Here is a 23,548-nt window from a genome sequence, read left to right on the forward strand (position 1 = left end):
GTCATGAGCGGGGCCGTTTGTGTTCAGAGAGGCTTCAGGGTGTCAGTGCCTGCCGGCTTCGGCGAGGCGTGCGGCCTCGCGGCGGGCGTCGCGGCGGCGTGCGATGACGGGATAGAGGATCATGCAGGCTGCGGCGAAGGGAACGCCGAAGTAGAGCGCGAGTCGCTGCTCAGGGTCGAAGAGAAGCCCGATGAAGGCGACCGAGCAGAGGATGATCGCGAGGACGGGCACGACGGGAAAGAGCGGCGAGTGCCAGGCGAGGTCGGAGGCGGACTTGCCTTCGGCCTTGAGCTGCCTGCGAAAGCCGATGTGCGCGACGCTGATGGCAATCCAGACGGCGACGACGGAGAAGCCGACGATGGCGGTGAGGACCACGAAGACCGTATCGGCGGCGAAGACCGAGGTGAAGAGAGCGAGCCAACCGCCGAGCATGGAGAGCATGATGGCGTTGACCGGAAGGCCGCGCTTCGTGCGCTTCGAGGCCCAGGCGGGCAGCATGCCGTCGTGTGCGAGGGCCCAGATCATGCGGCCCGCGGCGTAGAGGTTCGAGTTCGCGGCCGAGATGACGGCCGTGAGGATCACGAAGTTGAAGAGGTCGGCGGCGTACGGAATGCCGATGCGCTCGAAGACCGTCACGAACGGGCTCTTGAGGATCGAGGCCTCCTCCATCGGAAGAAGCGCGGCGAGGATCACGATCGTGCCGATGAAGAAGAGCACGAGGCGCACGACGGTCGTGCGCACGGCCATCGGAATGACCTTCTCGGGATTCTGCGTTTCACCTGCAGCGACACCGATGAGTTCGGTGCCCGAGAAAGCGAAGTTGACGGCGATCATCGTCGTGAGCAGCGGCAGCAGGCCCTTCGGGAAGAGGCCACCTTCGGTGAGGTTGCTGAAGTAAGGCGCGGGAGAGCCGTCGGAGAGCGGAATGACGCCGAAGACGGCGAGGCCGCCCGCGATGATGAAGACCTGGATCGTGATCACCTTGATGAGCGAGAAGATGAATTCGCCCTCGGCGAAGAACTTCGTCGTGAAGACGTTCATCGCCAGAATCAGGAGGCAGTAGAACAGACACCATATCCAGACGTCGACGTTCGGGAACCAGTACTGCATCGCGAGCCCCGCGCCCGTGAGCGACGTGCCGACGCTCACCGTGCAGGTCACCCAGTAGAGCCACGCGACCGTGAAGCCCGTGCGCGGACCGATGAAGGTCGTGGCGTAGAGGTGGAAGCTTCCCGTCTGCGGCATCGCGACGCACAGTTCGCCCATCGAGAGCATGACAAGGTAGACGACGAGCGCGCCGATCAGATAGGCGACGACGGTGCCGAAGGCGCCCGTCTGGCCGATCACGAAGCCCGTGTTGAAGAAAAGGCCCGTCCCGATCACGCCGCCCAGGGACAGCATGATCAGGTGACGGGCCTTCATGGTTCTTTCAAATTGGGGGTGCTCGTCCTCGCGTACGAGCGGCGCCTTGGGTGTCAGGTCGGCTTCGGTCATGTGTGGGAATGCCTAGGGAAAATGTGGGTTGCAAAAAGGCGCGGACGGCGTAAGGCGACCGTCCGCGCCGGAATGTCTGGCGTTGCCCCTGGGGCGGTTTCGACTGACCGCCCCTAGGCAAACCATCGTATTTTACAGATATTCTCAGTTATTGCCGCAGTTGTTTTTCGCGGCCTCCTGCTCGGCCCTGATTCGGTCGGCGCGGTAGCAGGCGGCGATCGTGAAGAGGACGTCGGAGGAGGAGTTGAGGCCCGTTTCGGTCGAGTCCTGCAGGACGCTGATGATGAAGCCCACGGCCACGACCTGCATGGCGGTGTCCTGGTCGATGCCGAAGAGGCCGCAGGCGAGCGGGATCAGCATGAGCGAGCCGCCGGGAACGCCCGAGGTGCCCGCGGCGCAGACGCTCGCGATGACGGAGAGGAAGATCGCCGAGAACATGTCGACCTGGATGCCGAGCGAGTGCGCGGCCGAGAGCGTGATCACCGTGATCGTGACGGCGGCGCCCGCCATGTTGATCGTGGAGCCCACGGGAATCGAGATCGCATACGTGGATTCGGGCAGCTTCAGGCGCCGGCAGATGTCCATGTTGACCGGAATGTTCGCGGCCGACGAGCGCGTGAAGAAGGCGGAGACGCCCGACTCGCGCAGCACCATGAAGGTGAGCGGGTACGGATTGTCGTGCGTGGCGACCCAGACGATGAAGGGATTGAGCACAAGCGCGACGAAGGCCATGGCGCCGAGCAGCACGAGAAGAAGCTGCGCGTACTCGAGCATCACCTGGAAGCCTTCCGTGGCGAGCGTGTGGGACACGAGGCCGAAGATGCCGATCGGCGCAAAGCGGATCACGATCTGCACGATCGAGGAGACGGCCGACGAGGCGTCGCCCAGCACGATGCGGGTCTCCTCGCGGGACTTCCTCAGGATCATGCCCACGGCCACCGCCCAGGAGAGGATGCCGATGTAGTTCGCGTTCGCAATGGCGCGCACGGGATTGTCGACCACGTTGAGAAGGAGCTGCGTGAGCACTTGGGAGATTTCGCCGGGCGCCGCTGAGGACTGCGCGGCCCCCGTGAGCGTGATCGTCGTCGGGAACATGAAGCTCACGGCAACCGAGGCCATGGCCGCACCGAAGGTCGACGCCAGATAGAGCGCGATCACCGGACGGATGTGCATCTCGGTGGACATGGACGAATTCGCAATCGCGCTCGTCACGAGCACGAAGACGAGGACGGGGGCGACGCCCTTGAGGGCCGTCACGAAGATCTCGCCGAGAATGCCGACGTCCTTCGCGGCCGTGGGCCAGACGAAGGCGAGCGCGGCGCCCAGAACGAGCGCGACGAGAATCTGCCGGATGAGCGAGCCGTGAACGATCGGCTCGGCAAACCGGAAGACGCGGCTAAGACGCTTGGTCATGATGGAAAGCTGCTCCTGTGTGATGGTGGGGGTCCGAGAACGGGCGTCAGACGCACCCGCGCGGCCCTCGATCCTGCGGTCTGACGCCGCATCGGACGAGGGAAAGGAAAAAACTATAGCGCGCGCTCCCCGCCTTCGGCGTTCGCGCACACGCAAAACACGAACGAAATCCGTAAAAACCCCTAGATGTTACCGCCTAACATGTCTCATTTTCCGCGGTTCGCCGAGGATTCCGTAGAATCCTGACATTCGTCCCACAATCGATGAAGGCTTGAGCCATGCACGAAATCCTCTTTCCCTCCCCGTTCGGCACCCCGCCTTCGCCCGAGCTCGTCGCTCGGGCGCGCCTCGTTCCCGTTCCCGAGGGCTTCACAGGACGTGCGGGCGTGCTTGTCTTCGAGGATGAGGCGGGCATGCATGCCGAGCATGCCTTCGAGCCCGTGAGCCGGGCCTTGTGCGGTGCGGGCGGCGAAGGCCGCGACTGGTCGACCCTCAGGGCGGCGGCGCTCTGGCCCGGGATGTCGAGGGACGAGGTGCCCGAGCGCACGCTCGTCGACGGACGCGGCGTGAGGTTTACGGTGAGGGACTTTCTCAAGGCGATGTTCGAGCCCTACCCCGATCTGCCCGAAATGCAGGGCGGGCGAGAGCTCGAGGCCAGAAAGGCGGGCTGGCGCATGGCGGTGACGGATGCGCTCACGAGCCCCATCGTGGCGCTCGTTGCGGCACGAAACGAAGCCGCCGTCCGGGGGCGGATCTCGGGGAACGCGAGGATCATCGGGCTTGCCGAATGGTGGTGCGGCCCGACGCCCGCGCACGAAATACGATTTGACGGGACCTTCTACCCGCCGAGGGCCGCCGCGAAGTGGCTCTACGAGCGTCTCGTCGAAGGCCTCCCCGCCGCACCCGTGTCGGCCATCGCGTCCGAAGAGGATTTTGAGACCCTTCCGGTGCTTTATATCGATGACGACATCGTCGTGATCGACAAGCCGACGAGGCTCGCCTCGGTGCCGGGCGTGAGGGAGACGACCTCCGCCAAGGAGATTCTTGAAAAGCAGTTCGGGCCGCTGCGCATCGTGCACAGGCTCGACATGGACACCTCGGGGGTTCTGCTCTTTGCGAGAAGCCTCAGGGCCGAGAAGGCGCTTCAGGAGAGCTTTCGCGAGGGACTTGCGATGAAGCGCTACGTGGCGAGGCTCGAGGGCGTCCCCGAGCAGATGTCGGGCAGGATCGAGCTTCCGCTCGCCCTCAACAGGCTTGATCGTCCGCGCCAGTGCGTGCTCTCCGAAGCCGAGGGCGGCAAGCCCGCCGCCACCGACTGGGAGCTTCTGCGCGTCGAGACGATGCCCGACGGCAGGCGCAAGGCCCTCGTGAGCCTCTGGCCCGAGACGGGCCGCACGCACCAGCTGCGCGTGCACTGCGCGCACGCTGCAGGCATCGGCCTTCCGATCGACGGCGACAGCTTTTACGGCAGCCGCGGCATCCTCGCCGAGGAGAAGACCTCGCGACTCTGCCTCCATGCGGCCGAGCTCACGATTCCTCACCCGACGACGGGCATTCCCGTGCACTTCGAGGCGGCCGAGGCGTTCCCGAAGTTCTGAGAAAAGGCTCCGTTCAGCGCCTCATCTCGCGGGTCTTCCCGGAGATGACGTCGACGTCGATGCGCCAGACGTCGCAGCGGGCCATGTCGCCCTCGATGTAGGCACGCCTCTTCGCAATGGGCTGGCTTCCAGCCCAGCGCGCGCCGATGAGCCAGAGCGCGTGCATCTTCTCGATTTCGTCCGTGACGAGCGTCGCGCGCCCCTCGAAGACCGCAGTGCGGTAGTTCATCGAAAAGGCCGGTTCGTCGGGCTCGGTCATGCTGACGAAGACCATCGAGCAGCGCGGGTTTGAGGTGAGGTTCTCGAACTTTCGACCTGCACCTGTCGCCGCGTGAAAGTAGATCTTATCGTCCTCGATGACTGGCGAGACGGGCGTGCCGTACGGTTCGGCTGAGGCGGACGCCGTCACGAGCGTGCCGTAGGGAGCCTCGTTCGCGGTGCGGCGGGCAAAGTCCTCGGAGGCCGCGCGGTCTGGGCGGCGCATGGGATGCGGGTTGGCGTGATGCATGGTCGGATTTCCTCATGGTGGACGCGTGTACCGTCATTCTAACTGCGACCTGAGTGCCCTTCCCGCGCATTTTCGTACGCTTCGCGAAATCGCCTCTCGTCGAGGTTCACGTACAGTCCTCTCTCTCTATAATTAGGTTCGTTTTTAGGGAAGCTCTTCAAAAACCCCTGTTCCCAAGCCGAATTGAACAAAATTGTTCCGTTCGGTTTTTCTTTGCGACGTCAAAAAAATGGTGTATTTTGCCATCAAAATAGTATAGCCCTATTGTATTGATGCTTACGATCTTGTAACGCTATGGAAGAGTTGTTTAATGGTCAATTGAGCTTTGCAGACATTGACGCTGAAAAGTTCCTACATGTTCGTCGGGCTCATGCTGATCGCCGCGTGAATGCCATGGATCGCTTGACAGATGATGTAATCAACGAATTGATCCAACTATGCCTGCCTCACTACCACATCAAAGCCGGCGAGACGGTTCAACAAGGAAGGCCGTATACGCGCCTTGAAACGATGGTTCGGGTTCACCTGCTTCAGGTCTCTCTCAACCTGTCTGATCCAGAGATGGAGTCATATTTGACGAGCGATATGGTGGCTCGCAACTTCTGCCGCGTGTCCAGCACTCGTCTTTTCATCTCAGATTCGACGATACTGCGCTTCCGGCATTTCATTGAACAACATGGGTTGGCGCAGAAATCTCCGAGCGCACGGTAAATCTGGCAGCAGAGGCCGGAGCCTGTTCTTTTGATATGGTGGCGGCTGACGGCACCTTTATCGAAGCGCCGTCGTCAACGAAGAACAAGGCTCACGCTCGAGATCCTGAGATGGCTTCGGGCAAGAAGGCCAACACCTGGCATTTCGGGATGAAGGAGCACATTGCCGCCTGCTCTGAATCCGGGATCATCTATGGCACGGTCGCCGCACCGGCTAATGAACATGACATTACTCATCTGGGCGACCTTCTGAAGGGGCTTGAGAAGAAGGTCTTCCTTGATTCCGGCTACATTGGTTGCCACAAGCGTGCTGAAATTCGGGCGATTCCTTTCAAGGACGTGTCATGGTACATTGCTGCCAGGCCGAGCGCATGGAAGAAGGAATTGTCAATCAGTGAGAACTTTGGAGGCGAACTTGGTCAAGCGCTCGTCGAATGCGTGAACGTAAAGGAGAGCGTCAGAAATTTTGTGTCCATGGGATAATCGGAGCCCGCCAATCGGGTGCATCCAATGAACACGAATACCAAACGCAATTCTCGTAAGAAGTCCACCAACCCCCTCGATAACCATATCGACCAGTACGTTTCCGAGCTTCGAGCATCGGGCCGCCCGCTGGGCCCCGAAGCCTTCTCCGAGGCCGTCCGTACCTTCTCCCAACGCTTCGTCGAAGCCATGCTGCAGGGAGAAATGGATGCCCATCTCACAGGCTGTCAGCCCACTGAAACGCCTCCTGAAGAGGTCGCCGCTGACGAGCTTCCCCAGCTTTCCAACAAGCGCAACGGCTTTAGCCACAAGACCCTGAAGACCGAGTTTGGTCCTCTGCCGCTGAGCGTTCCGCGCGACCGACAGAACACTTTCGACCCGATCATCGTGCCCAAGCACAGCCGCTCGTTCGGCAAGATGGACGAGCAGATCATCGCCATGTACGCCAGGGGCATGAGCACCCGTGACATCCAGGCCTTCATCGACAACCTCTACGGGGTGGACATCAGCCCCGACTACGTCAGCAAGGTTACTGACAGAGTGCTTGAGGACGTCCGGGAGTGGCAGAATCGCCCGCTCGCAAGTGTGTATCCCGTCGCTTTCTTCGACGCCCTTCGAGTCAAAATCCGCAGCGGCGCAGCCGTAAAGAACATGGCTGTTCATCTCGGGATTGGTGTTCGCACGGACGGTACGCGTGAGGTTCTGGGCATGTGGATCGCCGAGAACGAGGGCGCAAGCTTCTGGGCGAGCGTGTTCAACGGGCTCAAGGCCCGAGGCGTGGAGGACATCCTCATCGCCGTTACGGACGGCCTGAAGGGCATGACGGAGGCTCTTGAAACCGTGTATCCGCAGACCCTCCACCAGACCTGCATCGTCCACCTTATCCGCGCATCCACCTCATTCGTCTCTCAGAAGGACAGGGCGGCCGTATGCAAGGAGCTGAAGCCCATCTACCAGGCAGTGGATGCCGACGCTGCAGAACGCGCTCTGGAGCGTTTTGGAAGCACGGACATGGGCAAGAAGTATCCAGCCATCATCCAGATCTGGGAACGCGCCTGGGCGCAAGTGATCCCGTTCTTCCAGTTCCCGCCAGAGATCCGTACACTGATCTATACGACCAATGCGATTGAAGGGCTAAACCGCGCTGTCAGGAAGGTGATCAAGACGCGCACTCTATTCCCTAGTGAGGACGCAGCCCGGAAGCTGATCTACCTGGCTATCATGAATTTCACGACCTCCTGGAAGCGTGCTACAGCCAGGTGGTCTGCTGCCATGCCTCAGTTCGCTCTGCTGTTTGGCGAGCGCTTTACAGGTGCCATGGAGTAAGACAAGGGGTATGATTAGACTACCCGCGCTATCGCATCAGGTCTGGCATACTGCATCACAAAAAACAAAGGGCAGCCTCGTTGGGCTGCCCCTGGAATAACCTCCCCAGACACAGAAATCCTGACACTCCCACGTAAAGCGGCAACTGGAACATGCAAAAGCATCGGTACGATGCTCGATTGAGTGGTGCTTCCTCTGGCTGAAGAGGATTTATGGCTATGCCAAGGTTCGTTATCGAGGGTTGGCGAAAAATCACAGTCAAGCGGTAACGTTGCTCGCACTTTACAACTGCAACCGCTTGCGCAAATGGTGCGCTCCGCCAAGGCTACCTTGCTGATTACCCCGAAACTCTGGTGCGCGCTTCGTCTCGAATGCCATGGGGCCTTGCCGACTCTAGAAAACGTAATTTGCCCAATTTTTAGGCAAATGTCGAGTTGTTTCAGCATTATTCGGAAAAATCGAACGACTAACGTTCACGGGAACTCCCGACGCTTTTCAACACCTGGTCAAAAGTCACTCGTTTAAACAAATCTGCTTCCCCCATCGTTCAGAGATGGGGGTTTTGAAGAGCTTCCTTAGGTTTCATTCTGGAGTTGCGGGATGCCGGAGAGCCACGCCGTCCTTGTCGTCGAATTCACCGGACCGTCCGTCTCGGACGGAACCCTCTGCACGGACCGTCTTGCGCCGTCGCTTCTCGCGCTGAGCGACGCGCTCAGGTTCCTCAACCGTCTGGTCAATCCCGACGGCGTCGAGGCGGGTCTTTCCGTCACGAAGGCCGAAGGCGGACGCTTCGAGCTCGGCCTCTTGGTCTGGCGCACGTTCGAGAACCAGATCGCCTGTCTCGCCGACTGTCTCGTCGAGATCCTTGCCCTCAAGAAGTGGCTCGAGGGCGGCACGGACGCTGCCTTTGCGTTCAATCCCGCGATCGGGGGGGGGGTGAAGTGACGGCGGGCGACAGGCGTCTTGCCGTTTCGGGCGGCGCCTGGATCGGCTTTCGCGACGCCGAGTGCGGCGCGGCCTGCTCGCGCGTGGCGGCCTCGCTCTCGACGCCGGGCGTCGACGCCGTTCTGTGTTTCTCTCAAAACAGGGCCTTCGAGCTCGTAGCTTCGGGCCGCAGAATCCGCGTTTCGCTCGGCGAACACCATTCGTTCACGGCCGTCATGAAGGACGATGCCTTCAACAGCAGGATCGTCGCGGGCGACATCCTCGTCGTCGACCTGCGCGTCGTCCAGCGCATGGCGGGCGGCACGCTCCTCGTCGAGCGCGAGATCGTCAAGGTGCGCGAGCACCGTCCAAACCACTGATTTTTTCCGAGGTCCCATGAAGAAGACCGCCGTCGCACTGCTCAGTGCCCTCGCCACCAGTCCCCTCGTCTGCGCCGAAACCGTTGAGGCCGACCTCGTCGTGGTGGGCAGCGGCCACGCAGGTCTTGCCGCCGCGCTTCAGGCAACTGAGTAGAGCGCAAAGGACGTCCTCGTCGAAGCTGGAAGCGTGATTCAGGAAGGCGTGCAGACCGCCTCGGGGGCGCAGCCTTCCGGCACCGTCCTTCTCAAGGGCGACAGGCACGAGAGCTGGCTCTCCCGTTTTGCCGCCATCGAGCACATCTCGCCCGAAACCGTCCTCGCCTACAACAGGGCCGCCTGCTCATGGCGCGACGACGAGTTCGGAAAGCCCGCCCGATGGTTGCATCCGCTCAAGGGCCCCACCTTCTACGCCTCCCGCCTCTTCCCGTTCAAGTATGAGGCCAAGGGCGGACTTGCCATCACAGACGGCTTCGAGGTCCTCGACACTCGCGGAACCCCATCCCGGGACTCTTCGCCGCAGGCGTCTCCGTCGGAAGCCTGGGGCCTGGCAACCACGCCGTCTGGACCACGGGCAATTCGCTCGGCTGGTCCGTCTATTCCGGCCGCAGGGCCGCGACCGAGGCCGTGAGGCACGCGCTCGAGAAAAGCCACTGATACGGGCTGATGCCCTTTTCCCGCGTACGTGCGAGTAGTTTAGAAAAGAAGCCCCGATCGGGATTTAAGTAGTGGCGCATTGACGCTGATGCGTCGGCGTACAATTTTTCCTCATGACGGCTGGCGTCCCGCCCGCTCGTTCAATAAAGGCGTTTCTCGTTGGAGCGCCATGGAGGAAAAACAATCATGACGACAACAAGCCCGAAGAAGATTCTCATCGTCAACGGCGCTGCGACCTTCAACGGTCACGGCGGCACGCTCAATATGCACTATTCTGAATTCGCCGCCGAAGTGCTCCGCGGCCTCGGCCACAGCGTCGAGGTCACGACGGTCGATCGCGACTTCGATCCCGCCGAAGAGGCCGCGAAGGTCGTGGAGGCCGACGCGATCATCATGCAGTTCGCGGGCTGGTGGATGGGCCAGCCATGGCAGGTCAAGCGCTGGGAGGACCTTGTCTTCACGCGTCCCGAAATCGCCTCGGGCGACGGACGCTCGCGCACTGACCGCACCGCGCTCTACGGCACGGGCGGGCGCAACACGCAGAAGACCTACATGCTCTCGAGCACCTGGAACGCACCGCTCGAGGCCTTCAACGAGCCCATGCAGTTCTTCGAAGCCAAAGGCATCGACGGCTTGCTCTTTCCCATGCACAAGACCTTTGAATTCCTCGGCATGAGGCCGCTCCCGTCCTTCATCGCCAACGACGTCCTCAAGAACCCGACCATCGAGGCCGACCTCGAGCGCTTCAAGGCGCACCTCATCCGCTGCTTCGGATGATCCTCAGGGCGCATATGCGCTCGAGAACGCCCGCGACGGGACCGTCCGAGAGGACCGGTCGCGTTTTGTTCGTCGGCGTCGGATTGATAAGCCTATCGCTCAAAAATGACGTATCCTCGTTGCACACGCGAACCACGACAGGGCCCGACATGACCGACACCCGCCACTCCCGCGATCTTCGCGACATCGCGGACGACCTCCCCTTCTTCACCGACTGCCGCAGGCGCCTGCACAGGCGTCCCGAAGAAGGCTGGACCGAGTTCGAGTCGACCTGGACCGTGGTCTCGGCTCTGAAGGCCATGGGCTGCGAGGTCGTGACGGGTGCGGATCTCATCGAGCCCGAGGCCGTGATGGGGCGAGATGCTGCCAAGGTCGAGGCCGCGCAGAGGCGCGCACTTGAGGCGGGCGTGCCCGAAGCGTTTCTCACTTCGCTCGACGGCTGGACGGGCGCGGCCACCACGATCGACACGGGGCGTCCCGGTCCCCTCACCGTCTTTCGCTTCGAAATCGACTGCGTGTGCGTCTCCGAGTCACTCGAGCTCTGACGCCTGCCCGTTGACCTCGGCTTTGCGTCCGAGCGTCCCGGCCTCATGCATTCCTGCGGCCATGACATGCACGCGGCCACCGGCCTCACGCTCGCCCGCTGGGTGACGGCAAACCGGGATGCACTCTGCGGACGCATCCGCTTCGTCTTCCAGCCCGCCGAAGAAGGCGTACGCGGCGCAAAGCCATGGTCGCCAGGGGCCTCGCCCGAGGCGCCGACTATCTCTGGACCCAGCACATCACGACCAGCATTCATGAGAATGAGATCTTCGCGAGCGCGGGCGGCTTCCTTGCGACGGAAAAGATCGACATCAGCTTCCACGGCTCCTCTGAATTCGGCACGGCCGTGACGGCTGCCGCTCATGCGACGCTCGCCATGCAGGCGATTCCCAGACATTCCGAGGGCGCGAGCCGCATCTGCGTGGGCACGCTCGAGGCCGACGCGGAGAAGGCACGGATGTGCGTCGAAGTGCGCGGCGCCATTCAGGCGGTGGCGGACTTCATGTCGGCGGGCGTGAGGCGAGCGGTTGAGTCGGCCGCCATGCTCGCGGGCGTGACGGCGGGGATTGAGGTCGCGGGCCGAGCCGAGGCCCTTCTTCCCAACCCGACGGCCGTCGAGATGATCGTCGAGTGCGCAAAGCGCCTTCCCGACGTCGTCATCACCGAGGACCGCACCCGCGGCTCCGACGACTCCACACTCTGGATGAATGCCGTCACGAAGGACGGCGGCGTCGCAGGGTGTTTCCACTACGGCTCTAGGGGCCGCGCGGGTCTGCATACCTCGAGTTTCGATCCGGAAGGCGATTTCACCGCGATTCCCGCGCTGAGGTTGTCCGTCGAGCTCCTTCTCTCCACAAACAGGAGAGGTGACGCCTGACGAACTCCGACGGCGCAGACTCCCTGCTGATCAGGAACAAAACGAGGCCAGCCTCCCGAAGAAAGCCGGCCTCTCTTGCTGCATCTCAATCAGCCGGGATTGAGATGGCTGATCAGAAGCTCCAACGTGCGCCGAGGTTCACGCGGTAGTCGGTGTCGACTTCGCCGCCGTCGGCAGCCTCGACGTCTGCATAGAAGTGCAGATTCTTCGAGGCGTTGAAGTTGGCGCCGAGGCCGTATTCATACCACGTGCCGCCGAGTTCCTCGGTGAGGCTGCGCGATTCGCCCTTCCAGGCGTACGTGTAGTCGGCGTCACCCTTCCAGTCGTGCAGAACAGAGGCGCGGACGTAGACGTTGCCGCGGTCGTTGGGCAGATCCATGCCGGTCATGAAGCCCGCACGGCCGATGAACGATTCGGCGGCGTCCAGCTTCACGGTGTAGCCCGCGGACGTCGTGTAGTCGACGCTCTCGACTCGGCCGTACATGAATTCGACCTGAGGCTCGACGAAGAAGCCCGCGACAGGATGGAAGCGATGGCCCGCCTCGATCGAGAACGAGAACATGTACGCATCGTAGTCGCCCTTGGCGCGGCCGGCTTCGGACGCGATGTCGAACTCATTGTCGGTGCGGCCGAACTTGAAGGTGCCGTCGAGGAAGGCGCCGTTGTCGAAGAGCTTCGTGGCCTAGCTCGTGAAGGCCGCGATGGAACTGTCCCCTTTGCCCGAGGCGATGTCGTTCGAGCCGTCCCTGTAGGAAAGTGCGCCGCCCGCCCGGAGACCGGGTTGAATCTGGCGGTCATAGCCGAACTGGAACGCCGTGTATTCGCTCTCGATGCTGCGTCTGCCGTACTCGCACCTGCCCGTGCAGACACGAGTCCACAACCTTGTCGCCAGTGAGCGTGGCGTTTGCGCCGATCGTGACCTTGCCCGCATTCTTCGCCTCGGTCGTGACCGCCACGGTGGTACTGTCGGCCGTCCTCGCATCGAAGTCAAGGGTGGAGCCGCCCTTGAGCGTGACTTTCATTGCGCCAGTCTCGCGGTGGCCCGTGCCGGACGAATGAAGAATGTTCGAATCTTCCGGCATGCGCATCCGGCGCCTCATGCTTGCTGCCTGACTGAGGCCTGTTCCATCCGGTGTTCTGACCCGCCCGGGTTGTCGGCCGGCTCGTCGGAAATGGTTTGCGCCCTCGAGCACATCAGGTTCGAAACGCCCTTCCCCGGCCCGCTGCGGCGGAGATCGGCGAGCGTGTATTGGTTGAGTTCCTTGTAGAAGGCTTCCCGGGCTCTGGCGAGCGCATCGATCAGCACGCATCTGCCGGCAAAGGGACAGGGCGGCTCGTTGCAGTCGACGAGCATGTCATTGTCTTCGAGTGTGCGCACGACGTCGCCGATTCGCAGGTCTTCAGGTTTGCAGGCCAGCCTGAGCCCGCCGTGCCGGCCGCGAACGGCGGAAAGCCACCCGGCCTTGACCATGGCATTTGCGGTCTTGATGACCAGATTCTGGTTCCAGCAGAGGAATCTCGAGAGCTCCGGCACCGAATGGGGCGTCTCGGGGTCGGCCTCGTTGGCAAGGTGCATCAGAATTCTCAGGCCAAGGTCGGTAAATCGCTTCAGGTGCATGGTCCGTTCGGAGAAAGGATGAGAAAACGGGAATTTCCGTGAGGAGATTCCCGTATCATACTCGATGGACGGCAGCGTCCATGGCCTTCGCCTGGACGGCTCCCGATCCCTTAAAGGGATCGAAAGCGGTCCGCAGAATTCGGATCAGGCCTCGCTGCCCGTTCCGAACACTTCAGCGTGGATCTGCCGTGCCGGAACGCCAGCAGCTTCGAGAGCGGCGCGCATCCCTGACATGAAGTCGCCCGGGCCGCAGAGATAGGCGTCGACGTCGGCCTCCGGTGCAAGCGCCCTGATGTCCTCCACGCTCGGACGGGCACCGAGCTTAACGCACGGACACTTGATGGTCGTGTCGGCTTCGGCAGGCTGTGTCACGAATGCAAGCAGCTTCGCGTTCTTCAGCTTGCCGGCAGCCTCACGAACCTCATTCACGAAGACGAGTTCAGACGCCGTGCGGGCAACCTGAACGAAGGTCACCTGACGCTCGGGCGTGTTTCGTGCGATCGATTCGAGCATGGCGAAAATCGGAGTGACGCCGATGCCGGCTCCGGCGAGGAACACCGGATTCGTACCTTCGGCAAGATGGAATTCGCCGGCGGGTGCCGAGACGTCGATGGTGTCGCCGGCCTTGAGGCACTTGTGCAGATGATTGGACATGAGGCCGGCGGGGGCATCGCCCGCGGCGGCAATGCGCTTGACGGAAATGCGGAGCTGGCTCCGGTCCTCCGGTGCCGCCGAGAGCGAATACTGGCGCGGTTGGACGAGCTTCAATTCGGGCAGATAGGCGCGCACCGACACGAACTGGCCGGGCTTCCAGACAGGCACCTTCCCGCCATCTGCAGGCGTCAGGTAAAGGCTCACGACGTCGGGCGTCTCTTCGACGCGTCTCGAGACGATGAAGGGGCGCCAGCCAGACCAGCCGCCGTCGGCGTTCGCCTGAGCCTCGTAGATGCCACTCTCGACTTCGATCATCAGGTCGGCGAGCTGCCCGTATGCGGCACCCCATGCTTCGAGGAGTTCATCGGAGGCCGCTTCTCCGAGAACCTCCCTGATGGAGGCCAGAAGATGCCGGCCGACAATCGGATAGTGCTCGGCGCGGATGCCGACCGTTGCGTGCTTCGAGGCGATGAACTTGACCGCGGGCAGAAGCACGGCCGGATTTTCGATGTTTTCTGCGTAGGCGAGGACGGCTTCAGCCAGTGCCTTCTGCTGACGTCCGCGGGCCTGATGAGCCTGGTTGAAAATGTTCCGAAGTTCGGGATTTCCTTCGAGCATGCGGCGGTAGAAGTGCGTTGTGAGCAAAACGCCGTGTTCACGAAGTACCGGCACGGTGGCCTTGACTTGTTCGATCTGTCGGGGTGTCAGCATGGATTGGTCTCCCAGTTGCAATGGAATTCTTGTCGGTGAAGCGCATCTCGCCTGGCGGCGGATGCGGACTGACATCGTCACGGGCCCGTTCGATGTTGGTTGAACAAATCTTATATTTCAAATATCTGTATTGTCAAGAAGCGCGCGTCGCCTTTTGTAAGAGAATGCTTCGCGTTCGCATCGTCGAATTTGCGTAGCAAGACTCGGCCGCCGTCGGCAGGGGGCCGGACCTGTGAGACCAGCCCGCCCGAGCCGCTCAAAGTCCGCTACAATATCCGGACTTTTTATTCATCCCCTTTTTAGAAAGGCCTCAAAGTGTCCGCTCTCATTCTTGGTCATAAGAACCCCGACTCCGACAGCATCATTTCCGCCATTGCCTGCGCGCATCTCTACAAGCAGCGTGGTCTGGACGTCGTGCCGGCCGCCCAGGGGACGCCCGCCCCGGAAACGGCCTTCATCCTCGAGCGCTTCGGCCTTGAAGCTCCGGAAATCGTGACGAGCGTCGCCGGCCGCGACGTCTACCTCGTCGACTACTCCGACAAGGCCCAGGCTCCCGCCGACATTGATGAGTGCAACCTCAAGGGCATCGTCGACCATCACAAGCTCGGCGACGTGACCTCCACGGCTCCGCTCGAATGCATCATCTGGACGGCCGGCTGCACGAACACCATCCTCAAGCGCATGTACGACTACATGGGCTTTGAAATCCCGGCCAACATCGCCGGCGCCATGCTCTGCGCCATTCTCTCCGACACGGTGATCTTCAAGTCTCCGACGACCACCGACATGGACTGCCAGGCTGCCGCGGAACTCGCCGCAATCGCCGGCATCGCCGACATCCAGGCCCTTGGCATGGAGCTCTTCACCGCCAAGTCCGCCGTCGCCGGCTGCACCCCGCGCTCTCTCATCTTCCGCGACTTCAAGGATTTCAACATGAACGGCTGCAAGGTCGGCGTCGGTCAGCTCGAACTCGTCTCCCTTGACCTCGTCGCCGACATGAAGGCCGCGCTCGAAGCCGAGCTCGCCGCCGTCAAGTCCGAGGAAGGTCGTCACTCCGCCCTTCTGCTCCTCACGGACATCATGAAGGAAGGCTCCGAACTTCTCATGGTCTCCGACGATCCCGCCCGCATCGCCGAAGGTTTCGGCAAGACCTTCGTCGAAGGCTCCAACCTCTGGCTCGACGGCGTCATGAGCCGCAAGAAGCAGGTCGTGCCGGCCCTCGAAGCCGCCTTCCGCAAGTAATTGCGCCTTCCGCCCGCCTCTCAAGGCCGGCTGATTGACGAACAAAGCCCCGAATTCCATGTGAATCCCGGGGCTTTTCTTATCGGGTGAATTCAATCGGCGGAATCGTCTCTCCCTGCACTTCGGGCCGCATGAGCCCAGAACGCCTCAGCGGCGCTCGAGAGCGCCGCGTTTCTGCGACGGACAAGAATCTGCTCCGAGGTGCGTGGAGGACCGATCGGAATGAAGACGAGTCCCTCGGGCTGCCTCATGTCGAAGGCGCCCTTGACCACGAGCATCACCGTGCGGGCATCTCCTGCGAGCGTTAAGAAGGGAATTGATGACGATTGATGAAGCCGCCACCGTCATGCGTGAGGCGGATTCGCCAACCACTCTTCAAACGCGTCGCGCAGAATGTGGCGGTGCGGGCGCATCAGGGGAAGGCCTTCGAGCATGCCGGTGGTGACGGCCGTCTCGCGGGCGAGCGGCACTGCGGCGTCGATCGTGCCCGCATCGAGATGGGCTTTGAGTTCGTCGCTGTCGGCAGAGTAGATCTCGACTTGGGTTCTCGGATGGAGCTCCTTAGCCAGCGTGCAAGCGCACGGGCGGCGTTCGTCTCGACGCATCCGATGCGCACCATGCCCGCGAGTCCCTTGCCCGCGGACTCGAGTTCGTGCCGAACGGCATTGTCGAGGTTCACGATCTGGCGGGCACGCACCTGCAGGAGCAGTCCGGCCTCGGTCGGCGTCATGCCTTTCCCGGCGCCCTCAAAGAGCTCGGCGCCGTATTCGCTCTCGAGTTCTTGTATGCGTCGGGTGAGCGCAGGCTACGAGATGTGCAGGCGCTCGGCAGCGCGGGAGAGGCTGCCTGTTTCGCAGACGGCGAGAAATGTCCTCAGGCGGCGGATGTCCATGGATCGGGCCCTAAATGGAAGGTGGCGTGAGTGCAGACGGGAGGCGTTTCGAAAAGCGCCTCCCCTTCATTATCCCGCACGGGCCCGTGTGCGGGCGCTGGCCTCATCAGGAAGGTCAGCAAATTGTGAAGATCGACACCTTCTACGCGTCGTCGAAGACATGTTCCGCCTGCGGGCATAAGTTGGAGACGCTGAGTCTCGCCACCCGAAACTGGACATGTCCCGCATTGCGGCGTTCATCATGACCGAGATGTCAATGCCTCACTGAACATCAAGCAAGAGGGCATCCGGATGATGAAGGCGGCCGGGCTTACCGTCTTGCGCTCGTGACGTCACGAGCCGAAGCCTGTGGTGATGCATAAGACCGAAGCGATTGCCGAGGCAGCATTGAAGTGGTATTCGAGCGAGGCGTCGACAAGGCCTTGAGAAACGAGTGAGACGACGGTCACGATCGAGCGATCCCGAAGACCGAGCGCCTCGGTCCTCGACCGGACTTCTCCGAAAAGAACGTCGTCGTTGATGCGCGCAAATGCGGGCGCAAAGTCGCCGAGCTGCTCCCGGACTGCTGTCTGTCTGACGGTCATGAGCATTGCTCCTGTCATTGTCCATGTCGGAAGCGGACGCAAAACCCGTCACTTCCTCACTCGGAGGACGACCGTCCGCCTTTGCAGAAAGTGCAGGATTCGGTCAGATCCATCTCCAGTGATTCATTTTCATGCTCAACCATGCATGATCCGCATGGATCAAAAGACAGCAAAACGCCCGCGGGCGCGGAGCCTGCGGGCGTTCGGAAAGGAGGCGTCGGAACCTTACATCAGGGTGAGGAGCGCGTCGACGTCCTCTTCGGTCGTGGCCCAGCTGGTGGCGAGGCGCACGATCGTGTGGTTGTCGTCAGGCTTTTCCCAGAAGCTCAGGCCGACCTTTTCGCAGAGGGTCTGGTACTTGTCGTCGGGGAGTTTGACAAAGGTCTGGTTCGTCGTGGAGTTGAAGAGGAGCTGATAGCCCTTTTCCTTCAGGCCCTCGCGGAGCTTTTCGGCGAGGCGGACGGCCTTGGCGCCGTACTCGACGTAGCGGTTCTCCTCCATGAGGGTCTCGAACTGCAGACCGGTGATGCGGCCCTTGGCGAGGAGTGCGCCCTGCTGCTTCATCCAAGTGAAGAAGCGCGGACAGGTGTTGGGCTTCGGGAAGACCACGGCTTCGCCGAAGAGCGCGCCGCACTTCGTGCCGCCAATGTAGAACGCGTCGCAGGTGCGGGCGATGTCGGCGAGCGTCAGGTCGGTCTTGGTGGCGCCGAGACCATAGGCAAGACGAGCGCCGTCAAGGAAGACGCGAGCGCCGTAGCGGTGCGCGACGCCTGTCACGGCCTCGAGCTCGGCGCGCGTGTAGAGCGTGCCCGTTTCGGTCGGGTGCGAGATGTAGACCAGCGCGGGCGCGGGCATGTGGTCTCGGTTGCCGTCGACGATGTACTTGTGGAAGGCGGCCTCGACGTCGCGCGCACGAAGCTTGCCGTCGCGCTGAGGAAGTTCGAACACCTTGTGGCCGAGACTTTCGATGGCGCCCGCCTCGTGAACGGAAATGTGACCGGTCTGGGCGGCGATCACGCCCTCCCAGGGCTTGAGCATCGCGCCGATCACCGTGCGGTTCGTCTGGGTCCCGCCGGCGAGAAGATGAACTTCAGCGTCGGGAGCGTCGCAAGCTTCGCGGATGAGCTCCGCGGCCCTTGCCGTATGCTCGTCCGAGCCGTAGCCGGACGATTTTTCAAGATTCGTTTCCGTGAGCCTTGTGAGAATCTCCGGAATGCAGCCCTCCATATAGTCGGAGGCAAATTCAAGTCGTGCCATTGTCATGGTCCATGCTGAGTGGGGGTCGACATATTCTAGCGCATTCGCGGCGTTTCCCCGAACGGGGACTTTGTGGCCTGTATTTCCTTGCAATCCGTCCCGCAGGCGTTGTTATGATGAAGTGACGGCATCAAGATGAATCGCGATGGTTTGGGAATTTCCGTCCTGCAGCGAAAGCGCGCACATTGCCGTCAAACCGTGCTATCTTGACCGGATCGCATTCCTGTTTGGAGACAATTATGTCAGAACGCATTCAGCTCAAGGCGGGCGACGCAGCGCCCGCCTTCTCGGCGCCCGGACTTGACGGCGAGCCCGTCACGCTCGAGTCCTTCGCCGGTCGCGGCCTCGTCCTCTACTTCTATCCGAAGGACAATACCGCGGGCTGCACGCTCGAGGCCCAGGGCTTTCGCGACCATCTGGCCGACTTTGAGGCCCTCGGCTACGCCGTTGCCGGCGTCTCACGCGACAGCGTGAAGAGCCACTGCGGCTTTCGCGACCGCCAGAACCTCAACTTCCCGCTTCTCGCCGACAAGGAGGAAGTCGTCTGCACGGCCTACGGCGTCATGAAGGAGAAGATGATGTACGGCAGGCTCTGCCGCGGCATCGAACGCTCCACGTTCGTGATCTCGCCCGAAGGCAGGATCCTTCATGCGCTCTACGGCGTCAAGGCGAAGACCCACGTTGAGGAGCTCCTCGCGCTTCTCAAGGCGTGAGGACGGACGACCACTGACGACAGGGGGCACGGCCTGCGCCTCTTGTCGTTCATGCACGGAGCATTCCCTCGCAAGGCCTGAGCGCCTCGCGTTCCGAAGGATGTCCTGCCTTTTCGGCAATGGGCCCTTCTAGATACTTTGGACTAGGCCCAGATCAACTCTTGGGTGATGCATGAAGCGTGCGCCCTTTCCTATACTCCATTCTATAAACAACCGCCTGCGCCTCCCACATCGGAGAGCGGACGACGGGCGAACAGAAAAAACGGGAGAGGGACGTGGAAGAGACGAAGGTGACTCAGGCCGCGCATGAAGCCGAACGCAAGACCGTGCGCAGGACAATGCCGACGCAGATGAGCCGTCTGCGCGTCTTTGCGAATTCGCCCGCGCCCCACTTCGAGTCGGGGTTCGGGCGCATTGCCGAGACCCGCATGAAGGGGCTTCCCATCCTCAATCCGCGCATTCGTGTGAAGGCGGACAACTTCCGCCGATGGGGCAACGACTGGATCGGCACGGTGACGACGCCGTGGGCGGTCATCGTGGTCTATGCCTGCGGGTGTCGCGAGAGCTGGGTCGACGTGCCCGCGGGCGAAGTCCGCACGCTCGAGCTGCCCGCAGGTGACTTTCCGTTCCTCGGCTGCAGGGACGACCTGCTCGGCGACTATCTGATGCTCTCGCTCGTGAGTCCCGTTACGGAGTTCGAGGACCAGGCGGCGGCCGAGGCCGTGGCCGAGATCGCCCTCAGGACCATTCTCACCGTGCCCGAAGACGAAAAGTTCGGGACGAATTACGACACCGAGGAGGAAGGCACGCCCATTCCTCCGCTCACGCCGCCCGTCGCGGGCAGGAAGGTCATTCCGATCAGGGCCGTGCCGCAGGGCGGCGCAGACGGCGGGTCCGTTCAGGTCACGCGCCGCGGGTTCTTCACCCGCATGGCGAAGGGAGCGGACAAATGATCGATGCCGGTGTCATCACTGTCGATCTGCTGCTCGCGCCGGAATCCCGTCCCGGGGACCTTCGCGTGAGACGCGCATCGCTTCTCAACGAACGCACGCTCAATCTCATGGACAGGCTTGCCCGAAGCCTGGGGAGCTGCCGTGAGGTGGTGCCGCTCGTCTTCAGCCTATGCCCCTGCGCGCATCTCGTCACGCTTGACGCCGCCGAACGCGCGACCGCAGGTCTTGCGGAGGACGAGCGCCGCACGGTCGACGGCTGTCTCGCCGAGCGCGCGCTGATGCTTGAGGCGCTTCTGGAAAACATCCGCGTGCTCGCGCTTGACGCCTCGAAGCTCGTCTGCGTCCCTGTTCAAGCCGATTCGCTTGCCGCCTATGCAAAGGCCCGGGCGGGCTTCTCGGGCGTCATCAGGACGCTGCAGGGGTTCAACCTCGTCACGGGGCAGGTCGATGAAGACGCCCTCCTTGAGGCACACCGCCTCATCGACAGACTGACGGCCGACTGTGAGGGCCTTCTGGCATCACTGGTCTTCGGCATTTCTCCCGAAGCCTTTCTGGAGATGACCGAGCCCGTGCAGTACGCCGCCTGGTACGGGACGAATGCCTCGACCGTCGCCTCGGCGCTTGCCTACCGCTACCATGCCCTGCCCGCAGCCTTCGGTGCGCTGGACTGCCCGCCTGTACCGCAACCCCATGAGCTCGACTTTCCGGATTTTGCCGACGAGATGTACCACAGGCTCAGGAATGAAGCCGACTTCGAGGCCGAGCCCGTTTACCGCCGCAGGCCCTCGTTTACGGGAGCACTCGTGAGGGAGGCGGGACACCCTCTTGTCGAAGCCCTCTGCGCCACGGCGGGTCAGTCCGCCGGCACGCTTCTGGCGGCACGCCTTCTTGATACGGCTGCCTTCTGGGCACAGCTCGCACACAGGGAGCACGAGAATCTGCCTGCCCTTCCCGAGGTCTACACGATGCGGCTTCCCGACACCTGCGGGGCGATTGCCTGCGCGACGACCGCCCGAGGTCTTCTCACACACGCCTCGGGCTTCAGGCAGTCGAGGTCCGGACTCGAGCACTTCCATGCCGTGGTTTCCCCCACCGAGTGGCAGTTCGCTCCCGAGGGTCCCGGCCAGCAGGCGCTTGAAAGCGCCGTGAGGCACCTGAAGCGCTCCGGTGCGGGCGTCGACGAGGAGACTCTCAGAAACATCATCCGTCTGGCGCTCTTCGGGCTTGACGCCTGCGTGCCGCTTGACATCAGGCTTCGGGCTGCAGGAAGGAGTGATACATGCATGAAATGAGCATTGCCGAAGGCATCATCGAGATTGTCGAGCGCACGGCAGGCCGGAGCGGCGTCACACGCGTGAAGGAGGTTCGAATCGAGGTGGGCGAACTCGCAGGGGTTGACATCTCGTCCCTTGAATTCGCCTGGGTCTCCGTCACTCGCGGAGGGCCCGCCGAGGGCTCAAGGCTCGTGATTGAACGGCCGCGGGGAGAGGCCTGGTGCCTCGACTGCGCCAAAACCGTTCCGCTTGCCAAATATGGCGATCCCTGCCCCGTCTGCGGGGGCTTTCATCTCGCTGCCACGGGAGGCACTGAAATGCGCGTCATCGACTTCGTCCCCGAAGATTGACTTCTATGGTCTCATGCGTAAACAACGATTATCAACACCGCTCAAGCGACACCGCCCCTCAAGTTGGAGAAACAGGAAAAGGAAAGGCAGGCATGAAGAGGCGCTCTTGTATTGCAATGCAATACGATTTGGGTTATCGTATCTCCATAGATTAGAGGAGGACACCATATGAGTGCTCAAACCATCAGTCTGCGTCTGCCGGAAGAGGAGGTCGCCATTCTCAATCTTCTCTCAGACAGAGAGCGGCGCACCAAAACCCAAATTATTCGCGAAGCTCTGCAGCCTCTTTTCAGGAAAGTCTTGGATGAGCCGGAAAGGATTACGTTAAGCAATACGGAATTTCAGGCCTTGTTAGATGAAATGGCAACGCCGCCTGGTGAAGAAGTTCTTGCACGTCGTCGCCATCTCATGACCTATGAGCGTTGGAAATGACCGTTTATTCTTTTTCCAAGCCACTGCCTCTCGACCCGGACATTCCACAAGATGCTCTAGATCGCTTTGATTGCGACGTCCCGGTATTGAACCAGTGGTTGCGGACGCGCTCTGTTCATAACGAAAAGTATGGCAACAGTCGAACCTACGTGGCCTTTGATGAGGGGGGAAGCATTGCAGGGTATTTTTGCATTAGCAATGCTGTTCTTGATCATGATCGCTTGTCAGCGGGTTTTCGTCGGAATAAGCTAAACCCGTTGCCGTGCTGTCTGCTTGGAAGACTAGCGGTCGATAAACGCTATCAGGGGCAAGGGCTCGGCGGAGCATTGTTAGTCGAGGCCTTGAAGATAACGCAGGGCGTTTCCAGGATGTCCGGTTGTTGGGCGTTAGTCGTTCAACCTAAGGGCGAAAAAGAAATTGGCTTTTATGAGCATCTCGGCTTTCGCCGATGCAAAGTAGGAGATCCGCCAATGCTCTTTTTCGAAATCGAACACTTCACAAATAAACGGTCGCCCCTCCAAACGGAAGGGCGGCGTGACTGCTCCCCGTCCGATTTGAACCCAAATCGGACGAGCCTTCCTGCTTCTTCGACGTTGCCTCAGCCATAGCTTCGGTCTTACGCATCTCCACAGGCTTTGGCTCGTGACGTTACGAGCGCAAGACGGTCAGCCCAGCCGCCTTCAACATCCGGATGCCTTCCTGCTTGATGTTCAGGGAGGCATTGATATCCCGGTCATGGTGAGTACCGCAATGCGGGCATGTCCCTTTCTAGGCAAATGAACGATTGAGTGTCAAACCCGATGGCAAGTTCAGGCTATAGCAGTGTGATTCCTCCACGCCCATCCTCTCTTTCGGCTGGGGGGGGGTCCTCCTCTTGCTGCCGGAGGACTCCCTGACCGCTGACAGCGGATATGCTCAACAATCTGCACTCACTTGGAGCGCATCTCCGCACAAACCCGAATTAGAGTGTTCAGGTTTACGCCTGAACCGCGCTAGCAATAATGCTGGTTATGGAGCTGCATTTTTTTGAACGTCTGACTGTCACCAATCCGCCCTTTGTTTCTGAACAAGAGTTGCAGAGAGCGTCAGAAATTTTGTGTCCATGGGATAATCGGAGCCCGCCAAACGGGTGCATCCAATGAACACGAACACCAAACGCAATTCTCGTAAGAAGTCCACCA

29 protein-coding genes and 5 pseudogenes are annotated in these 23,548 nt (G+C 61.5%); 21 read left to right on the forward strand and 13 right to left on the reverse strand.

Annotation, left to right across the window (positions count from 1 at the left end; all coding sequences use genetic code 11):
- Nucleotides 1-42: 42 nt before the first annotated feature.
- A complete protein-coding gene (locus HMPREF9465_RS07015; RefSeq protein ID WP_005435452.1) occupies nt 43-1,494 on the reverse strand; it encodes an amino acid permease in 1,452 nt (483 codons plus the stop codon).
- Between the two features lie 144 nt (nt 1,495-1,638).
- Nucleotides 1,639-2,907: a serine/threonine transporter SstT gene (sstT, locus tag HMPREF9465_RS07020; RefSeq protein ID WP_005435453.1), complete on the reverse strand. Its 1,269-nt coding sequence runs from the start codon at nt 2,905-2,907 to the stop codon at nt 1,639-1,641.
- A gap of 278 nt (nt 2,908-3,185) precedes the next feature.
- Here sstT and HMPREF9465_RS12405 point away from each other — a divergent pair, with 278 nt between their 5' ends.
- Nucleotides 3,186-4,505, forward strand: a complete 1,320-nt coding sequence (locus tag HMPREF9465_RS12405) for an RluA family pseudouridine synthase (RefSeq protein ID WP_005435455.1) — start codon at nt 3,186-3,188, stop codon at nt 4,503-4,505.
- A gap of 13 nt (nt 4,506-4,518) precedes the next feature.
- On the opposite strand, the gene HMPREF9465_RS07030 is transcribed toward HMPREF9465_RS12405, so the two are convergent.
- Complete coding sequence (locus tag HMPREF9465_RS07030; protein WP_005435456.1) at nt 4,519-5,013, reverse strand: pyridoxamine 5'-phosphate oxidase family protein; 495 nt, start codon at nt 5,011-5,013, stop codon at nt 4,519-4,521.
- Nucleotides 5,014-5,307: 294 nt separating this feature from the next.
- On the opposite strand from HMPREF9465_RS07030, the gene HMPREF9465_RS12410 reads away from it, so the two are divergent.
- The 12 genes and pseudogenes from HMPREF9465_RS12410 (at nt 5,308) to HMPREF9465_RS13695 (ending at nt 11,687) form a co-directional block, all read left to right on the forward strand.
- On the forward strand, nt 5,308-5,724 hold the full coding sequence (locus HMPREF9465_RS12410) for a transposase (RefSeq protein ID WP_051009040.1): 417 nt from the start codon (nt 5,308-5,310) through the stop codon (nt 5,722-5,724).
- Between the two features lie 35 nt (nt 5,725-5,759).
- Nucleotides 5,760-6,206, forward strand: a complete 447-nt coding sequence (locus HMPREF9465_RS12415; protein ID WP_051009041.1) for a transposase — start codon at nt 5,760-5,762, stop codon at nt 6,204-6,206.
- A 27-nt stretch (nt 6,207-6,233) separates the two neighbouring features.
- Nucleotides 6,234-7,532 carry an IS256 family transposase gene (locus HMPREF9465_RS07040; protein WP_005433166.1) on the forward strand — a complete coding sequence of 433 codons (1,299 nt, stop codon included), beginning with the start codon at nt 6,234-6,236 and terminating at the stop codon, nt 7,530-7,532.
- A gap of 136 nt (nt 7,533-7,668) precedes the next feature.
- Nucleotides 7,669-7,869: pseudogene (locus tag HMPREF9465_RS13230) on the forward strand (transposase); the annotation flags it as partial.
- A 263-nt stretch (nt 7,870-8,132) separates the two neighbouring features.
- Nucleotides 8,133-8,477, forward strand: a complete 345-nt coding sequence (locus tag HMPREF9465_RS07045) for a hypothetical protein (protein WP_005435460.1) — start codon at nt 8,133-8,135, stop codon at nt 8,475-8,477.
- Nucleotides 8,474-8,836: a hypothetical protein gene (locus HMPREF9465_RS07050; RefSeq protein WP_005435461.1), complete on the forward strand. Its 363-nt coding sequence runs from the start codon at nt 8,474-8,476 to the stop codon at nt 8,834-8,836. Before HMPREF9465_RS07045 ends, HMPREF9465_RS07050 begins: the two co-directional genes overlap by 4 nt.
- A 16-nt stretch (nt 8,837-8,852) precedes the next feature.
- Nucleotides 8,853-8,990, forward strand: coding sequence for a hypothetical protein (locus HMPREF9465_RS13235; RefSeq protein WP_005435464.1), 138 nt, complete (start codon nt 8,853-8,855; stop codon nt 8,988-8,990).
- 33 nt (nt 8,991-9,023) lie between these two features.
- Nucleotides 9,024-9,464 (forward strand): hypothetical protein, encoded by a 441-nt coding sequence (locus tag HMPREF9465_RS07055; protein WP_038006946.1) that lies wholly within the window; start codon nt 9,024-9,026, stop codon nt 9,462-9,464.
- A gap of 212 nt (nt 9,465-9,676) precedes the next feature.
- The gene (locus tag HMPREF9465_RS07060; protein WP_005435468.1) at nt 9,677-10,267 is read left to right on the forward strand and encodes an NAD(P)H-dependent oxidoreductase; all 591 of its coding nucleotides are present in this window, start codon (nt 9,677-9,679) and stop codon (nt 10,265-10,267) included.
- A 149-nt stretch (nt 10,268-10,416) separates the two neighbouring features.
- Complete coding sequence (locus HMPREF9465_RS12420; RefSeq protein WP_005435469.1) at nt 10,417-10,812, forward strand: hypothetical protein; 396 nt, start codon at nt 10,417-10,419, stop codon at nt 10,810-10,812.
- Between the two features lie 66 nt (nt 10,813-10,878).
- Nucleotides 10,879-10,953, forward strand: a pseudogene (locus HMPREF9465_RS14030) (hypothetical protein); the annotation flags it as partial.
- 44 nt (nt 10,954-10,997) lie between these two features.
- Nucleotides 10,998-11,687 carry a hypothetical protein gene (locus HMPREF9465_RS13695; protein ID WP_005435471.1) on the forward strand — a complete coding sequence of 230 codons (690 nt, stop codon included), beginning with the start codon at nt 10,998-11,000 and terminating at the stop codon, nt 11,685-11,687.
- A 112-nt stretch (nt 11,688-11,799) separates the two neighbouring features.
- On the opposite strand, the pseudogene HMPREF9465_RS07070 reads toward HMPREF9465_RS13695, so the two are convergent.
- The 4 genes and pseudogenes from HMPREF9465_RS07070 to hmpA all read right to left on the reverse strand — a co-directional run bounded on the left by HMPREF9465_RS07070 (nt 11,800) and on the right by hmpA (nt 14,670).
- Nucleotides 11,800-12,567, reverse strand: a pseudogene (locus HMPREF9465_RS07070) (autotransporter domain-containing protein).
- The gene (locus HMPREF9465_RS13455; RefSeq protein WP_196793872.1) at nt 12,482-12,709 is read right to left on the reverse strand and encodes a hypothetical protein; all 228 of its coding nucleotides are present in this window, start codon (nt 12,707-12,709) and stop codon (nt 12,482-12,484) included. The pseudogene HMPREF9465_RS07070 and the gene HMPREF9465_RS13455 overlap by 86 nt, the downstream one beginning before the upstream one ends.
- A 74-nt stretch (nt 12,710-12,783) precedes the next feature.
- Nucleotides 12,784-13,305, reverse strand: a complete 522-nt coding sequence (locus tag HMPREF9465_RS07080; RefSeq protein WP_005435477.1) for an RrF2 family transcriptional regulator — start codon at nt 13,303-13,305, stop codon at nt 12,784-12,786.
- A gap of 144 nt (nt 13,306-13,449) precedes the next feature.
- Complete coding sequence (gene hmpA, locus HMPREF9465_RS07085) at nt 13,450-14,670, reverse strand: NO-inducible flavohemoprotein (RefSeq protein ID WP_005435479.1); 1,221 nt, start codon at nt 14,668-14,670, stop codon at nt 13,450-13,452.
- A gap of 315 nt (nt 14,671-14,985) precedes the next feature.
- On the opposite strand from hmpA, the gene HMPREF9465_RS07090 reads away from it, so the two are divergent.
- Nucleotides 14,986-15,912, forward strand: coding sequence for a manganese-dependent inorganic pyrophosphatase (locus tag HMPREF9465_RS07090; RefSeq protein ID WP_005435481.1), 927 nt, complete (start codon nt 14,986-14,988; stop codon nt 15,910-15,912).
- Nucleotides 15,913-16,004: 92 nt separating this feature from the next.
- On the opposite strand, the gene HMPREF9465_RS07095 is transcribed toward HMPREF9465_RS07090, so the two are convergent.
- The 3 genes and pseudogenes from HMPREF9465_RS07095 to HMPREF9465_RS14035 form a co-directional block, all read right to left on the reverse strand.
- A complete protein-coding gene (locus HMPREF9465_RS07095) occupies nt 16,005-16,190 on the reverse strand; it encodes a hypothetical protein (protein WP_038006952.1) in 186 nt (61 codons plus the stop codon).
- Nucleotides 16,191-16,256: 66 nt separating this feature from the next.
- Nucleotides 16,257-16,517 (reverse strand): hypothetical protein, encoded by a 261-nt coding sequence (locus tag HMPREF9465_RS13700; RefSeq protein ID WP_005435483.1) that lies wholly within the window; start codon nt 16,515-16,517, stop codon nt 16,257-16,259.
- Nucleotides 16,518-16,681: 164 nt separating this feature from the next.
- Nucleotides 16,682-16,804 (reverse strand): annotated as a pseudogene (locus HMPREF9465_RS14035) (LysR family transcriptional regulator); the annotation flags it as partial.
- Between the two features lie 14 nt (nt 16,805-16,818).
- Between HMPREF9465_RS14035 and HMPREF9465_RS13915 the strand changes: the two are divergent.
- Nucleotides 16,819-17,049, forward strand: coding sequence for a zinc ribbon domain-containing protein (locus HMPREF9465_RS13915; RefSeq protein ID WP_269208170.1), 231 nt, complete (start codon nt 16,819-16,821; stop codon nt 17,047-17,049).
- 87 nt (nt 17,050-17,136) lie between these two features.
- Here the strand turns inward: HMPREF9465_RS13915 and HMPREF9465_RS07110 are convergent, their stop codons facing one another.
- A complete protein-coding gene (locus HMPREF9465_RS07110) occupies nt 17,137-17,388 on the reverse strand; it encodes a carboxymuconolactone decarboxylase family protein (RefSeq protein ID WP_005435486.1) in 252 nt (83 codons plus the stop codon).
- Between the two features lie 225 nt (nt 17,389-17,613).
- A complete protein-coding gene (locus HMPREF9465_RS07115; RefSeq protein ID WP_005435490.1) occupies nt 17,614-18,645 on the reverse strand; it encodes a threonine aldolase family protein in 1,032 nt (343 codons plus the stop codon).
- Between the two features lie 239 nt (nt 18,646-18,884).
- On the opposite strand from HMPREF9465_RS07115, the gene HMPREF9465_RS07120 reads away from it, so the two are divergent.
- The 6 genes from HMPREF9465_RS07120 to HMPREF9465_RS12805 all read left to right on the forward strand — a co-directional run bounded on the left by HMPREF9465_RS07120 (nt 18,885) and on the right by HMPREF9465_RS12805 (nt 22,975).
- Nucleotides 18,885-19,358, forward strand: a complete 474-nt coding sequence (locus HMPREF9465_RS07120) for a peroxiredoxin (protein ID WP_005435492.1) — start codon at nt 18,885-18,887, stop codon at nt 19,356-19,358.
- A gap of 275 nt (nt 19,359-19,633) precedes the next feature.
- Nucleotides 19,634-20,311 carry a [NiFe]-hydrogenase assembly chaperone HybE gene (gene hybE, locus HMPREF9465_RS12430; RefSeq protein ID WP_005435494.1) on the forward strand — a complete coding sequence of 226 codons (678 nt, stop codon included), beginning with the start codon at nt 19,634-19,636 and terminating at the stop codon, nt 20,309-20,311.
- Nucleotides 20,308-21,603: a hypothetical protein gene (locus tag HMPREF9465_RS13250; protein ID WP_005435495.1), complete on the forward strand. Its 1,296-nt coding sequence runs from the start codon at nt 20,308-20,310 to the stop codon at nt 21,601-21,603. The genes hybE and HMPREF9465_RS13250 overlap by 4 nt, the downstream gene beginning before the upstream one ends.
- A complete protein-coding gene (locus HMPREF9465_RS07140; RefSeq protein ID WP_005435496.1) occupies nt 21,591-21,935 on the forward strand; it encodes a hydrogenase maturation nickel metallochaperone HypA in 345 nt (114 codons plus the stop codon). The genes HMPREF9465_RS13250 and HMPREF9465_RS07140 overlap by 13 nt, the downstream gene beginning before the upstream one ends.
- Nucleotides 21,936-22,103: 168 nt before the next feature.
- A complete protein-coding gene (locus HMPREF9465_RS07145; protein ID WP_005435497.1) occupies nt 22,104-22,367 on the forward strand; it encodes a ribbon-helix-helix protein, CopG family in 264 nt (87 codons plus the stop codon).
- Nucleotides 22,364-22,975: a GNAT family N-acetyltransferase gene (locus HMPREF9465_RS12805; protein ID WP_005435498.1), complete on the forward strand. Its 612-nt coding sequence runs from the start codon at nt 22,364-22,366 to the stop codon at nt 22,973-22,975. The genes HMPREF9465_RS07145 and HMPREF9465_RS12805 overlap by 4 nt, the downstream gene beginning before the upstream one ends.
- Nucleotides 22,976-23,015: 40 nt before the next feature.
- Here HMPREF9465_RS12805 and HMPREF9465_RS14040 read toward each other — a convergent pair.
- Nucleotides 23,016-23,129, reverse strand: a pseudogene (locus HMPREF9465_RS14040) (zinc ribbon domain-containing protein); the annotation flags it as partial.
- Nucleotides 23,130-23,548 lie beyond the last annotated feature (419 nt).

The sequence above is a fragment of the Sutterella wadsworthensis 2_1_59BFAA genome, assembly GCF_000297775.1.
Lineage (GTDB): Bacteria > Pseudomonadota > Gammaproteobacteria > Burkholderiales > Burkholderiaceae_F > Sutterella > Sutterella wadsworthensis_A.

What these genes read in the sequence shown, in the direction of transcription:
- HMPREF9465_RS07015 (WP_005435452.1), bottom strand. Translation starts at nt 1,494, where the DNA reads ATGACCGAAGCCGACCTGACACCCAAGGCGCCGCTCGTACGCGAGGAC.
- sstT (WP_005435453.1), bottom strand. Translation starts at nt 2,907, where the DNA reads ATGACCAAGCGTCTTAGCCGCGTCTTCCGGTTTGCCGAGCCGATCGTT.
- HMPREF9465_RS12405 (WP_005435455.1), top strand. Translation starts at nt 3,186, where the DNA reads ATGCACGAAATCCTCTTTCCCTCCCCGTTCGGCACCCCGCCTTCGCCC.
- HMPREF9465_RS07030 (WP_005435456.1), bottom strand. Translation starts at nt 5,013, where the DNA reads ATGCATCACGCCAACCCGCATCCCATGCGCCGCCCAGACCGCGCGGCC.
- HMPREF9465_RS12410 (WP_051009040.1), top strand. Translation starts at nt 5,308, where the DNA reads ATGGAAGAGTTGTTTAATGGTCAATTGAGCTTTGCAGACATTGACGCT.
- HMPREF9465_RS12415 (WP_051009041.1), top strand. Translation starts at nt 5,760, where the DNA reads ATGGTGGCGGCTGACGGCACCTTTATCGAAGCGCCGTCGTCAACGAAG.
- HMPREF9465_RS07040 (WP_005433166.1), top strand. Translation starts at nt 6,234, where the DNA reads ATGAACACGAATACCAAACGCAATTCTCGTAAGAAGTCCACCAACCCC.
- HMPREF9465_RS07045 (WP_005435460.1), top strand. Translation starts at nt 8,133, where the DNA reads ATGCCGGAGAGCCACGCCGTCCTTGTCGTCGAATTCACCGGACCGTCC.
- HMPREF9465_RS13235 (WP_005435464.1), top strand. Translation starts at nt 8,853, where the DNA reads ATGAAGAAGACCGCCGTCGCACTGCTCAGTGCCCTCGCCACCAGTCCC.
- HMPREF9465_RS07060 (WP_005435468.1), top strand. Translation starts at nt 9,677, where the DNA reads ATGACGACAACAAGCCCGAAGAAGATTCTCATCGTCAACGGCGCTGCG.
- HMPREF9465_RS12420 (WP_005435469.1), top strand. Translation starts at nt 10,417, where the DNA reads ATGACCGACACCCGCCACTCCCGCGATCTTCGCGACATCGCGGACGAC.
- HMPREF9465_RS13695 (WP_005435471.1), top strand. Translation starts at nt 10,998, where the DNA reads ATGGTCGCCAGGGGCCTCGCCCGAGGCGCCGACTATCTCTGGACCCAG.
- HMPREF9465_RS13455 (WP_196793872.1), bottom strand. Translation starts at nt 12,709, where the DNA reads ATGAAAGTCACGCTCAAGGGCGGCTCCACCCTTGACTTCGATGCGAGG.
- HMPREF9465_RS07080 (WP_005435477.1), bottom strand. Translation starts at nt 13,305, where the DNA reads ATGCACCTGAAGCGATTTACCGACCTTGGCCTGAGAATTCTGATGCAC.
- hmpA (WP_005435479.1), bottom strand. Translation starts at nt 14,670, where the DNA reads ATGCTGACACCCCGACAGATCGAACAAGTCAAGGCCACCGTGCCGGTA.
- HMPREF9465_RS07095 (WP_038006952.1), bottom strand. Translation starts at nt 16,190, where the DNA reads ATGCTCGTGGTCAAGGGCGCCTTCGACATGAGGCAGCCCGAGGGACTC.
- HMPREF9465_RS13700 (WP_005435483.1), bottom strand. Translation starts at nt 16,517, where the DNA reads ATGCGTCGAGACGAACGCCGCCCGTGCGCTTGCACGCTGGCTAAGGAG.
- HMPREF9465_RS13915 (WP_269208170.1), top strand. Translation starts at nt 16,819, where the DNA reads ATGGAAGGTGGCGTGAGTGCAGACGGGAGGCGTTTCGAAAAGCGCCTC.
- HMPREF9465_RS07110 (WP_005435486.1), bottom strand. Translation starts at nt 17,388, where the DNA reads ATGACCGTCAGACAGACAGCAGTCCGGGAGCAGCTCGGCGACTTTGCG.
- HMPREF9465_RS07115 (WP_005435490.1), bottom strand. Translation starts at nt 18,645, where the DNA reads ATGGCACGACTTGAATTTGCCTCCGACTATATGGAGGGCTGCATTCCG.
- HMPREF9465_RS07120 (WP_005435492.1), top strand. Translation starts at nt 18,885, where the DNA reads ATGTCAGAACGCATTCAGCTCAAGGCGGGCGACGCAGCGCCCGCCTTC.
- HMPREF9465_RS13250 (WP_005435495.1), top strand. Translation starts at nt 20,308, where the DNA reads ATGATCGATGCCGGTGTCATCACTGTCGATCTGCTGCTCGCGCCGGAA.
- HMPREF9465_RS07140 (WP_005435496.1), top strand. Translation starts at nt 21,591, where the DNA reads ATGCATGAAATGAGCATTGCCGAAGGCATCATCGAGATTGTCGAGCGC.
- HMPREF9465_RS07145 (WP_005435497.1), top strand. Translation starts at nt 22,104, where the DNA reads ATGAGTGCTCAAACCATCAGTCTGCGTCTGCCGGAAGAGGAGGTCGCC.
- HMPREF9465_RS12805 (WP_005435498.1), top strand. Translation starts at nt 22,364, where the DNA reads ATGACCGTTTATTCTTTTTCCAAGCCACTGCCTCTCGACCCGGACATT.